An 11,681-nucleotide genomic window follows, 5' to 3' on the forward strand; every position below is an offset into this window, starting at 1 on the left:
AATGCGTGCCTTTCTTATCGTATTTTTCTCTCTTGCATTGCTAAACGCCCAAACAGATATTCACAAAAAAATCTCACAAAACCAAACCGCACTAGAAAGCAAAAAGAAAAAAGAAGCGCAAATTAACGCCAAACTCCAAGAACTAGGCGACACAATCAACAAACAAGAAAAAGAAAGTAAAAATTTAGAACAAATCATTCTCTTAAGCGAAGAAAATATCTCCAAAAACCAAAAAGAATACGAAGCCAAAGAAGCCCTTATCAAAAATCTATCAAACAACCAAAACTCCCTTTTTCAAACACGCAAAAAAATAGAAACAGAGATTACTAACTTAATCTTAAAAGACATTTCTTTTGTGATTTTACTAAACGACTTTCAACCAGAATCCATTCAAGACTTCATCACAGAAGAAAGCTTTAAAACCTTAAGCAACGCCACAAAATCTCACCTAAAAGAACTAAGCATTAAACAAAGCGAAACAATCGCCACACTCCAAAATCTCCAAAAGGAAATCACTGCGCTAAAACGATTCATTGACACAGAAAACAAAAAGCGTCAAGAGTTAAAAGAACTTCAAAATAAGCAAACAACACTCATTGCAAACTATCAAAAAGAAATCACAAAATACAACAACGAACTTCAAAAAATCATCAAAGAACGCGATGCAGTGCAAGAAATCTTAGTTAATCTTAATATCCTAAAAAGTCAAGAAGAAGAAAAGCGCAAAAAACGCGAAGCCTTAGCACAAGCAGAAGCTAAACGCCAACAAGAAGCTAAACAAAAGTTGGAATCCAAAACCGCAAGCACAAGCGATAAAACCAAAAATACGATTCCAACTTCACAACCCAAATCTGCCACCAAACCTTCCACAAAAGAACCCATTAAATCCTCTGATGGCTTTGATGTCCGTCAAGTAGCAAACTCTTACCACGATATTAGCACCACAAAATACAAAGGCGCAAAAACCATCGCCCCCCTTGATAATTTCGCCATTGAAAAACGCTTTGGACCTTATTTTGATCCTGTGTATAAAATGAAAGTCTTTAATGAATCTATTACCCTAACCCCAAAAGGCGATGACAAGGTAAAAAGTGTGCTAGATGGCAAAGTTGTGTTTGCCAAAGATACTCCTATTTTAAAACGCGTTGTAATCATTGAACACAAAAACAATATGCACACTATTTATGCGCAACTTGATAAAATTGCCCCCACAATCAAGCCCGGACGATCAGTAAAAAAGGGCTACACCATAGGACGCGTAGAAAATGCACTCAAATTTGAAGTTACACTAAAAGACAAACACATTGATCCCCTTGAACTCATAAACACAAAAAATATTTAAATTTTATAAATTTTTTCCCCATCCCTTATCTTTTAAATAAAATATCCGATATACTACACAGATTAATATTTTTGCAAGGAGGCAATATGAATGTAAATGAACTTGGAATGAATCTTGCTAACACTCAAAATAGTGCAATGTATTCTAAGCAAAATCAAATGCAGGCTCCCACAAAAACACAAGCTATGCAAAAAGAAATGGAAAGCCTAAATGAAGAGCAAAAAATACAAGAGCAAAAAGAAAAGTTAAATGAACTTGCACAGCAGTTAAACAGAGAGTTAAACCCACTAAACACAAATGTTACATTTGGTTTTAGTGAAGATATTGAAGGGCTTTATGTAACTGTGAGCGAAAGAGATACCAACCGCATTATACGCAAGATTCCAAGCGATGAAGCAATGGAATTAATGGCAAAAATGAAAGAAGTTGTTGGCATTATCTTTAATAAACAAGCATAATTTTATAAGGAGATTGTTATGGCTTTAGGATCTATGGCTGTATTAGGTATTGGTAGCAACTTGAGCTGGGATGTTATCAACCAGATGAAAGACCAAGAAGTAAAATGGAGAATTGACCCAATCACTCAAAAAATAGAAGCAAATATGAAGCAACAAACAGAGCTTACTTCTCTTATGACAATGATGACTTCATTAAACTCTAGTTTTAAAACTCTCTCTGATTATAGTACCTATCAACAACGCAACACTTCCGTAGAAGGAAATGGCGTTAAAGCAACTGCAGGAGAAGGTTTAGCAATCCAAGATATTAAAATCAATGTTAATCAACTCGCACAAAATGATGTCAATCAATTAGGAATGCAGTTTGCCTCAAGGGATGCGGTTTTTACAAACAAAAACACAACAATTGATTTTTATCACGATGGCACAAATTATAGCATTGATGTAAAAGCCGGCGCAACACTCTCAGAAGTTTCCCAAAGTATTACTGACGCAACAGGCGGTAAAGTTGCAGGTATTATTATGAAAACAGGTGGGGATAATCCCTATCGTCTCATGATTCAAAGTAAGGATTCTGGAAAAAATAATAAAATCTATTTTGGTAGCACGCTAGAAAGTGCTGCAGCTCCGGGTGGTAAAATCACAAAAGGAACACTTGAGGTTGAAATTGGCGGGAAAAAGCTTTCAGTAGATTTAAGCAAAATTGGCAGTGATTTTGGCAATGAAGCAAAAGATAATGCGAAACTAATGCTGGATGCAATCAATAAAGAGTTAGAGAAACCAGAAAATAAAGATCTGAAAGACAAGATTGATAAAGGTGAGATTACTATTGACTTAAATAATAGCGGAAAGGGCTTGCTATTTAATGACTCAACCGGAAATCCCATCAAAGTGAAAGTAACTGATGCTATGGTGCAAGCAGCAGATGGAACAAGCGAAACAAAAACGGATTTAGGTTTTACTAAAACAGAAAGTAGCACAAAAGATTTAATCACGGGAAGCAAAAGTGTAACAGGTGGTAGTCTCAAAGGAACAATCACTATTAATGGTGAAAAAATTAATTTAAGCACTCTTGGTCAAGCAGGTGCTACAAGCGAGCAAAATGCTCAAAAAATTGCAGAAGAAATCAACAAAAATGCACAACTCAAAGATAAAGTTGAAGCCAAAGTAGAAAATGGCAAACTCATCTTAAATAGCAAAGATGGCAAAGAAATTAGAATCGGGGCAGAAGGTAAAGACGATAAAGAAAAGTCAGAAATTTTGGAATCTATCGGCTTAAAATCTGGAACATTCACTTCTTCTCAAAGCTTCTTAAGCGAGATGAAGATTGAAAATATCCAAAAAGCACAAAATGCAGAATTTACTTACAATGGAATCAAAATTGAGCGCGATAAAAACAATATTGATGATGTTGTTTCTGGATTATCCTTAGAACTTACAGCAGTAACTGAAAAAGACAAAGAAGTTACCGTGCGTGTCTCAAGAAATGATGAAGGAATCTCAGAGGCAATGGAAGCACTTGTAGAAAGCTACAATGAAATGTATAACAAAATTCAAGAGCTTGTAAAATACGATGAAGAAACAGAAATTGCTGGCGTGTTTAATGGAAATAGTGAAATCCGTAGCATTGTGCGTCAAATTAATACCTTAATTACTTCCAATGATGTCAATGGAAAAAATCTTGTGGGCTATGGAATCTATATGAATGAAGATGGCACATTAAAATTTGACAAAAGTAAGTTTGATACCGCTTACAAGGAAGATCCAGATGCGGCAATCTCTTTCTTTAGAAGCTCTACAAGCACCATTAAAGGTGAAAGCGTAGAGGTTGATGGCGTTTTTACAAAGTTGCGCAATACAATGGATGGATTAATCACAGGCGATAAATCCACGCTAAAAATCTTAGAAACAAAACTCATTGATGAGCAAAAAACTTTGGACAAAGACAAAACCTCTACACAAGAAAGTATTGATTTGCGCTATGAAACTATGGCTTCTAAGTGGTCAGCATACGATCAACTCATTGCAAAAACACAACAACAATCACAAGTTGTTACGCAAATGATCCAACAATCTATGAATTCATAAAGGCTTAAGTAATGAAGGGGAATTTGGCTTATAACTCATACCAACAAAACTCGGTTGCGGTAGAATCTCCCGCAAGACTTGTGGAGATGCTATATGAAGGAATCTTGCGCTTTGCTTCTATGGCAAAGCGTTGTATTGACTCACAAGATATTGAAAAAAAGATTTATTATATTAACCGCACCACAGACATTTTTGTGGAGCTATTAAACTCACTAGATTATGAAAAAGGTGGGCAAGTTGCGCATTATCTAACAGGACTTTATACGCACCAAATCAAACTTTTAACGCAAGCAAATATGGAAAATAGTAAAGAAAAAATTGATATTGTAATCAAAGTAACAAAAGGCTTATTAGAAGCTTGGAAAGAGGTAAATCATGAATTGGCTTAATGAGTTAAAAGTAGCATATTTAAATAAGAATGATAATAAAATGAGTGAATTATTAGATAATCTACCAACATTAAAAACGCGTGATGAAATGTTTGAAGCTCTAGCAATTATGGAGCAAATCACAGAATATGCAAAAGCGCAAAAAGAGAGATTAGGCGATGAAATGCGCAAACTCAAACAAACTAAAAATTTTCTCCCTAAAGAAGAAAAAATCTCTAGACTTAATTTATCTTTTTAAAGTTTTGGGTTAAAATTTCTCTTTTTTTGGAGAGATTTTATGCAATGGAAACCTATTGATATTGAAGATAAAGAATTATTAACAAGCTACTTCACTTCAAACCATATTTTAGTCTCAGATCTTACTTTTACAAACCTTTACCTTTGGCATTATGCAAGGCATATTAGCTATATGATTTTAAATGATTGCCTAGTGATTAAAACACAATACCCAGACCAAAATCCTTTCATTTTCTACCCTATCCACAAAAACAACAATTTAGATTCCAAAAAACAAACAATCTTGCAGATTATGGAATCCTGCAAGGGAAAGGGCTTAAAGTTTTCTATCCATTCTCTAAGCCAAGCAGATAAAACAGAACTAGAACAGCTTATGCCAAATATCTTTGATTTTATTTACAGGGAAGATAGGAGCGATTATATCTACTCTATTCCGGAACTTATTGAGCTAAAGGGTAAGAAATACCACAAGAAAAAAAACACATTTAAATCGCTTTATAGAACGCTATGCCTTTAGTTATGAAGCCCTAAGCGCGCAAAATGTTAATGAACTTATCAACACTTATCAAGCTTGGTTTGGAAAAATTAGTGATAACGCAAGCGATGGATTGCGCAATGAATATGTAGGAATCATAGAATCTTTAAAAGAATTTGAAAATCTTGACTTTCAAGGTGGAATCTTACGCGTAGATGAAAAAATCATCGCCTTTAGTTTTGGTGAACCGCTAAACAAAGATACAATCGTTATCCACATTGAAAAGGCAGATATTGAGTTTCAAGGCGCCTATCAAGCAATCAATAGAGAATTTCTAGCAAATGCGTGGAGTAACTATAAGCTTGTTAATCGTGAAGAAGACCTAGGCATTGAAGGCTTAAGAAAGGCAAAACAATCCTATCAGCCACTATATCTACAGGAAAAATTTGATGCCATCTTAAAAGAAAATTAAGAGTCTCTACTCTGTTAGAATCTAAAAAAATTTAGATTCTTTAAAACTTTTAATCCACTCTATCCTCTTTAACTGCTACAAAAATCACAGAGTGCAAAGTTCTTCTTGTGTATTCTGTAAATATGCTCTGTTGTGCATTGGAAAAGTCACTACAAACAAGATAATGTTTCTGTCCAATTTTCACAATTTGATTGATTTTTTTAAGATTTTTAAAATCAATCACATCATTATGCAAAAACTCATCAAAATTTAAATCACTTTTTGTAGTTGCCAAAACATTCTTATTATCATCAAACACGACACTAAAAATTTCACTTTCTTCTGAAATAATTTCAGATTCCTTAGGTAAGACTCCATTTAAAAACTCTTGAATTTTGGCAAAATCAAGCACAAATAAGATTCCACCCACAAAACGATGCGTAGAATCTTTTAAATAGCGATACATTAATATTGTAGGCTTATTCTCATATAAAGATGTTGATTCAAAATTTGATACAACTACTCCATCTGAACCTGTCGCGCCACAAAAATTAACCTTCTTTTTATTTAAAGTATTATCATCAAGCCCATTTAGCAAGATTGTGCCATCTTTATCAAACAAAATAATATTGTGAAAATAAGTAAAATCTTGTTCTAAAGATACTAAATGTGCCTTAATCTCAATATCTGTTGCATTTTCTTGTGCGCTAAGATATGTTACTAAATCCGCATTTTCACTAACTTGCTCCACATCTCTAATGGCTTTTGCAAAAAGTCTATCTAAACTAAATACGAGATACTTAGAGTAATACTCTACGATATTAAAAAGCGCATTATAGATTCCTTTTTGTAGTTCCCCTGTTGATTGAATACATAGAGTATTCATCTCTTCGCTTAAGATTCTAATGTTGTTTAAAATTGGATTTAGTGCGTAAGAATGGCTTTTTGAAGCAATAATTTCACCATTAATTACCACATCCCCAAGCTCTTCATTGATATTTTCACCTTCAGCAATTACGCGATCAAGTTCTTCTGTTACAAGCAAAGAATTCTCCAATAAAGAATCATTGATTTCTCTGCTAACTTGACGCTTTGCGTCAAATGCTGCGTATAAAGGCACAATCCTGCAAACACTGCACATTTTAATTGCACTCTCTAAATGTTCCAATCCATTGATTGCATTAATAGCTACCATACAAGTTTTAGAGCGATTCTCTAAAAAACTATATTCCCCGTGCTTGCTTAAAGATAAAATCTGACCGATAGGAAATATACGCACATTATCTGAAAAAACAACGCGCTCTCTCTCATTTATCACAACCAAATTCCCCTGTGGCAAACGATAAGGAAACTGCTCTAAAATCCCTTTGGCTTTCTCTTGGATATTTACAACTAATACTAATGTTATATTGGTAGCAGACTCTCTATTTGCACGCAATGGAACCACAAAAAACAATTCTGGCTTATCAGATTCTTCTGCTGTGTAATAAAAATCAACCTTCTGACAATATTCCGCATAAGATTCTATACTACCGGTTTCTAGCACATTTTGAAGCTTTGTTTTTGGATTATTCTCTTGATCTTCTGCATATTTTATACGCTCAAGCAAAGTTCCATCACTGCTATACAGAAAAATATCTTTATAAGATTGTTCAGAATTCTTACAAAATTTTTGTAAAATATTTAAAATCTTTTCTAAAGATTCTTTGGATTTTTCCTTTTCTGTTGCATTGGCAAAATCCACAGAAAGATTATGTAATATTCTGTTTTTAGAAAGCTCTAAAACACTTTCATGGCAACCCTTAACAAAACTTCCAATCATTCCCCCTACCAATTTTGCTGAAGTTAATGCCTCCTCATAAGCATTATGAAAATTTTGCTTCATAATTGTATGGATTAATTCATCTTGAAGATTTTCAAATTTTTCTTGAGTTTTCTCCATATAATCAAATAAATTTTCAGCAATATCAAGGGAGCTGATTTTTCCTGTTAAGGTTGTTTTACTTAACAAAGTGTTTAATGATGAAAATTGCGATTGATAGCGTTGCACCATTGGAACATAATTATTTAGAATACTAATGACAGATTGCTCCATTTATTAATCCTTATAATAAAATTCTGTAATTATAGCAACATATTTATAAATGATGCCTTTTTTAAAACTTCAATCTAATGCTAAAACTACAAGCAAAATCAATAAACTAAAAGAATACAAACAATATGAAACTAAAAAACAAAAAGGATTCCAACAAAGGGAATCCTTAAGTTAGAATTTTAAAGCTCTGGTTTTGGTGTTTTTTCCGTAGAAGCTGGAAGTTGTGGATAGATTATTTTTGGCTTTTCACCCGTTAATGCATTCAAGAAAGTTGCAATTTGCTTTGCTTCTTTATTAGAAATTTTAATCCCTAGTTGCGTACTTCCCATCTCTTTAATAGCATCTGTCAAGCTCCAAATTGCTCCATTATGAAAATATGGTGCAGTTTCAGCAACATTACGCAATGTTGGAGTTTTTACCATTCCATTTTCATCACCTTTAAAATTTCCAATATTTGCAAACTTGTATTTATTAACAACCTCAAATGCCTGCATTGTTCCACCGAGATTTGGACCTGAATGACAAGCTGTGCAACCCTTATCCATAAAGACTTCCAAACCCTTTTTCTCTTCCTTGCTTAGTGCATTTTCATTACCCTTTAAGAACGCATCATAACGCGAAGGAGTAATTAAAGTACGCTCAAAAGTTGCAATCGCATCAGCAATATTATCAAATGTTAATCCTTTTTTGCCATAGATTTTTTCAAACTCTGCTTTATATTCTGGCATAGAGAAGATTTTTTCCACCGCAAGTTTTGCAGGAGTTGCCATCTCAGGCTCCGCTTCAATAGGACCTTTTGCTTGATCCGCTAATGTCCCAGCACGCCCATCCCAAAATTGGACATTATTTAACACAGAATTATAAACCGTTGGAGAATTCAAATGGCTAGGATTTGCTGTCCATTTATGTCCAACAGCCGCTGAAATTCCATCCGCTCCACCCATACCTAGATTATGACAGGTATTACATGAAATTAAACCACTTTTAGATAAACGCGGCTCAAAATATAGCTTTTTACCAAGCTCTGCCTTTTCTTCAGAAAAAGGAGTAAATTTCAAATTCATCTCTTTAAAAATTGCTTCCACTTCATCTTGATTACTAGGCAATGGTGCAAGCCCATTATCCCTTGCACTTTGAAGCAAGCTAGAACCCGCTGCATTTAGCGTCAAGGCAGAGGCAACAACAAGCGTAGATAACGACATAGCAAATCGCTTCATCAAAAACTCCTTAATACAAATTAATTATCAAACAATCAGATAATCGGGTCAGTATTGTATAAGCTTTTCGCTTGAGAAACATTAATAAAAATGCCATTTAAAAGCCAAATTTTATAAAGAAAAAATAAATTTAACCAAAATGAGAAGTTTTGTAGCATTTTACCCACAGAGAGAATCCTCTTGGGTTAAATATTTTAAAGCGTGTAATCCTGTAAGAGATTAAAATTTAAATAGCGATAGATTTGCTTCCCTTTGCCTGCAATCTTTTTAGGAATTAAGTTTAAATACTCTTGCTTACTTGGAATCCTTCCCAGCAAAGCGCAAGCTGCTGCAAGTTCTGCACTCCCTAGATACACTTGCGCCCCTTTTCCCATACGATTATCAAAATTTCTTGTAGAAGTTGAAAACACCACAGCATTATCTCTAACGCGCGCTTGATTTCCCATACATAAGCTACAACCCGGAATCTCAATTCTAGCCCCAGCTGCCCCAAAAAGAGCATAATATCCTTCATCTGTGAGTTGTTTTGCATCCATTTTAGTAGGCGGTGCTACCCAAAGTGTTGTAGGCACCATTCCTTCTCCGCGCAAAACTTCACCAAGTGCGCGATAATGCCCAATATTTGTCATACAGCTTCCTACAAACACTTCATCAACTTTGTGAGAGCGTTTAGAGTCGCTTAAAATCTCACTAAGTGTTGCGACATCATCAGGATCATTTGGGCACGCTAAAATCGGCTCCGTTACTTCATTTAAATTAATCTCAATCACAGCTGCATATTCTGCATTAGAATCTGCTTGTAACAATACAGGATTATCAATCCACTCTTGCATTTTTTGCGCCCTTCTTTGAAGTGTTTTTGCATCTTGATAACCTGCTTCAATCATCGCATTAATGAGCGTAATATTAGACTTTAAATACTCAATAATAGGCTCTTTATTTAGCGCAACACTGCACGCTGCTGCACTTCTCTCTGCACTTGCATCACTAAGCTCAAAAGCTTGCTCGACTTTTAAATCTGGCAAACCTTCAATTTCTAAAATTCTACCGCTAAAAATATTCTTTTTACCCTTTTTTTCAACGGTTAATAATCCTTGCTTAATCGCATAATATGGAATCGCATTGACCAAATCCCTAAGTGTAATACCCGGTTGTAACTCTCCACTAAAGCGCACAAGCACAGATTCTGGCATATCAAGTGGCATAGAGCCTGTAACTGCTGCAAAGGCAACCAAGCCACTCCCTGCTGGAAAACTAATTCCAATAGGGAATCTTGTGTGAGAATCTCCACCCGTTCCAACCGTATCAGGTAACACCATACGATTTAACCAAGAATGGATTACCCCATCTCCTGGACGCAACGCAACTCCCCCACGACTACTCATAAATTGTGGCAAGGTTGCGTGCAATTTCACATCAGCAGGCTTTGGATAAGCGGCGGTATGGCAGAAACTTTGCAATACAAAATCTGCACTAAAACCTAAAGACGCAAGCTCCTTTACTTCGTCTCTTGTCATTGCTCCCGTTGTATCTTGACTTCCCACCGTGCTAACGCGTGGCTCACAATAAGTTCCAGGCAAAATTCCCTCTACCCCACAAGCACGCCCTACCATTTTTTGCGCCAAACTAAAACCTTTCGCACTAGAATTTGGCTGTGCAGGCTTTGCAAAAATCTCTTCTTTTGGCATACCTAACGCTTCTCTAGCCTTAGCTGTTAATCCGCGCCCAATAATAAGGTTAATTCTCCCGCCAGCACGGATTTCATCAGCCATTGTGTTTGGCTTTAAATCAAATTTAGAAACAACTACGCCATTTTTATGAATCTCCCCTTTAAAAGGATAAATCTCAATCACATCACCTTCATTTAGTTCCGTTACAGGAGCAACAATTGGCAAACAACCACTATCTTCACAGGTATTAAAGAAAATCGGTGCAATCACCCCACCAATCACTAATCCACCAGCCTTTTTGTTTGGAATATATGGAATCTCACGCCCCATATGCCACACAAGAGAGTTGCAAGCCGACTTCCTAGAGCTTCCAGTGCCTACAACATCACCCACATACACTAGTGGATAACCCTTTTCTTTAAGCTTTTCAATTCTGCTAAAAGCATTTTGCGTTCTAGTCTTTAGCATTGCTTGCGCGTGCAATGGAATATCGCTTCTTGTAAATGCATCTCCAGCCGGGCTTAAATCATCGGTGTTTGTTTCTCCGTCAATCTTAAACACAACTGCTGTAATTTTCTCATCTAATGCAGGTTTGCTTAAAAACCACTCCGCATTTGCCCAAGATTCCAAAACTTCCTTAGCATAGGCATTACTTTTAGAGATTTCCACCACTTCATTAAATGCATCATACACAAGCAAAGTATGCTTCAAGGCATCGGCTGCCGCTTTTGCAAGCGTGGAATTGCTAGACTTTAACGCTTTAATCAAAGGATTAATATTATACCCTCCAAGCATCGTGCCAAGCAACTTAATGGCTTCAACACTTGAGATTCCATCAATCTTTTCCTTGCCCTCAACTATGGAATCCAAAAATTCTGCTTTCACTTGTGCTGCTTCATCAACGCCAGGACTTACGCGATTTGATAGCAAATCTACAAGATCTTGCACCCTCTCACCCTTTTTTAACAATGCAATTACTTCTAGCGTTTGCTCCCTAGTTAATGGTAAAGGGGGAATGTTTTGTTTAGCTCTCTCTTGAACTTGTTTATTATATTCTTCAAAGAAACTCATACCTACTCCTTGCAAATATTTAAGTTTGTTAAATAATACAAAAATTCTATCTCATTTGCGTTAATTTAGATAAATATTTTTTAATCTTTTTTATGTAAATGTGTAAAATTGTATTTTATTCTACTTTTTTTAAATACTTTAGATTTTTTAAATTTACTGTAAGTTTTTGTATTTTACAAAAAGCATTT

General features: G+C 35.3%; 11 protein-coding genes. 8 read left to right on the plus strand and 3 right to left on the minus strand.

The genetic code is table 11. The features are described from left to right. Position 1 precedes the first annotated feature (1 nt). The 7 genes from IP358_RS04780 to IP358_RS04810 all read left to right on the plus strand — a co-directional run bounded on the left by IP358_RS04780 (position 2) and on the right by IP358_RS04810 (position 5,461). Positions 2 to 1,342 (plus strand): murein hydrolase activator EnvC family protein, encoded by a 1,341-nt coding sequence (locus IP358_RS04780; RefSeq protein WP_006802447.1) that lies wholly within the window; start codon positions 2 to 4, stop codon positions 1,340 to 1,342. A gap of 86 nt (positions 1,343 to 1,428) precedes the next feature. Continuing rightward, a complete protein-coding gene (locus IP358_RS04785) occupies positions 1,429 to 1,800 on the plus strand; it encodes a FlaG family protein (protein WP_040498505.1) in 372 nt (123 codons plus the stop codon). 18 nt (positions 1,801 to 1,818) lie between these two features. Beyond that, complete coding sequence (gene fliD / locus IP358_RS04790; protein WP_006802449.1) at positions 1,819 to 3,888, plus strand: flagellar filament capping protein FliD; 2,070 nt, start codon at positions 1,819 to 1,821, stop codon at positions 3,886 to 3,888. A gap of 11 nt (positions 3,889 to 3,899) precedes the next feature. Further along, on the plus strand, positions 3,900 to 4,277 hold the full coding sequence (gene fliS / locus IP358_RS04795) for a flagellar export chaperone FliS (protein ID WP_006802450.1): 378 nt from the start codon (positions 3,900 to 3,902) through the stop codon (positions 4,275 to 4,277). Between the two features lie 40 nt (positions 4,278 to 4,317). Then, a complete protein-coding gene (locus IP358_RS04800) occupies positions 4,318 to 4,515 on the plus strand; it encodes a hypothetical protein (RefSeq protein ID WP_232086809.1) in 198 nt (65 codons plus the stop codon). Between the two features lie 39 nt (positions 4,516 to 4,554). Further along, a complete protein-coding gene (locus tag IP358_RS04805; RefSeq protein WP_262349145.1) occupies positions 4,555 to 5,031 on the plus strand; it encodes a phosphatidylglycerol lysyltransferase domain-containing protein in 477 nt (158 codons plus the stop codon). Beyond that, positions 5,012 to 5,461, plus strand: a complete 450-nt coding sequence (locus IP358_RS04810) for a phosphatidylglycerol lysyltransferase domain-containing protein (RefSeq protein WP_262349148.1) — start codon at positions 5,012 to 5,014, stop codon at positions 5,459 to 5,461. The genes IP358_RS04805 and IP358_RS04810 overlap by 20 nt, the downstream gene beginning before the upstream one ends. Positions 5,462 to 5,510: 49 nt before the next feature. On the opposite strand, the gene IP358_RS04815 is transcribed toward IP358_RS04810, so the two are convergent. After that, positions 5,511 to 7,535: a cache domain-containing protein gene (locus IP358_RS04815; protein WP_006802453.1), complete on the minus strand. Its 2,025-nt coding sequence runs from the start codon at positions 7,533 to 7,535 to the stop codon at positions 5,511 to 5,513. 49 nt (positions 7,536 to 7,584) lie between these two features. Here IP358_RS04815 and IP358_RS04820 point away from each other — a divergent pair, with 49 nt between their 5' ends. Beyond that, positions 7,585 to 7,710, plus strand: coding sequence for a hypothetical protein (locus tag IP358_RS04820; protein ID WP_257534903.1), 126 nt, complete (start codon positions 7,585 to 7,587; stop codon positions 7,708 to 7,710). Between the two features lie 4 nt (positions 7,711 to 7,714). On the opposite strand, the gene IP358_RS04825 is transcribed toward IP358_RS04820, so the two are convergent. Together IP358_RS04825 and acnB are read right to left on the minus strand one after the other, a co-directional pair. After that, positions 7,715 to 8,737, minus strand: coding sequence for a cytochrome-c peroxidase (locus IP358_RS04825; protein ID WP_040498623.1), 1,023 nt, complete (start codon positions 8,735 to 8,737; stop codon positions 7,715 to 7,717). Between the two features lie 209 nt (positions 8,738 to 8,946). Then, complete coding sequence (gene acnB, locus IP358_RS04830) at positions 8,947 to 11,493, minus strand: bifunctional aconitate hydratase 2/2-methylisocitrate dehydratase (RefSeq protein WP_040498506.1); 2,547 nt, start codon at positions 11,491 to 11,493, stop codon at positions 8,947 to 8,949. Between the last annotated feature and the right edge of the window lie 188 nt (positions 11,494 to 11,681).

Origin of the sequence: Helicobacter winghamensis ATCC BAA-430, assembly GCF_028751035.1 — a bacterium.
Taxonomy (GTDB): Bacteria; Campylobacterota; Campylobacteria; order Campylobacterales; family Helicobacteraceae; genus Helicobacter_D; species Helicobacter_D winghamensis.

Excerpts from the sequence above, each read along its gene's own strand:
- IP358_RS04785 (WP_040498505.1), top strand. The coding sequence starts at position 1,429 with ATGAATGTAAATGAACTTGGAATGAATCTTGCTAACACTCAAAATAGT.
- IP358_RS04805 (WP_262349145.1), top strand. The coding sequence starts at position 4,555 with ATGCAATGGAAACCTATTGATATTGAAGATAAAGAATTATTAACAAGC.
- fliS (WP_006802450.1), top strand. The coding sequence starts at position 3,900 with ATGAAGGGGAATTTGGCTTATAACTCATACCAACAAAACTCGGTTGCG.
- acnB (WP_040498506.1), bottom strand. The coding sequence starts at position 11,493 with ATGAGTTTCTTTGAAGAATATAATAAACAAGTTCAAGAGAGAGCTAAA.
- IP358_RS04780 (WP_006802447.1), top strand. The coding sequence starts at position 2 with ATGCGTGCCTTTCTTATCGTATTTTTCTCTCTTGCATTGCTAAACGCC.
- IP358_RS04820 (WP_257534903.1), top strand. The coding sequence starts at position 7,585 with ATGATGCCTTTTTTAAAACTTCAATCTAATGCTAAAACTACAAGCAAA.
- IP358_RS04825 (WP_040498623.1), bottom strand. The coding sequence starts at position 8,737 with ATGTCGTTATCTACGCTTGTTGTTGCCTCTGCCTTGACGCTAAATGCA.
- IP358_RS04800 (WP_232086809.1), top strand. The coding sequence starts at position 4,318 with ATGAGTGAATTATTAGATAATCTACCAACATTAAAAACGCGTGATGAA.
- IP358_RS04815 (WP_006802453.1), bottom strand. The coding sequence starts at position 7,535 with ATGGAGCAATCTGTCATTAGTATTCTAAATAATTATGTTCCAATGGTG.
- fliD (WP_006802449.1), top strand. The coding sequence starts at position 1,819 with ATGGCTTTAGGATCTATGGCTGTATTAGGTATTGGTAGCAACTTGAGC.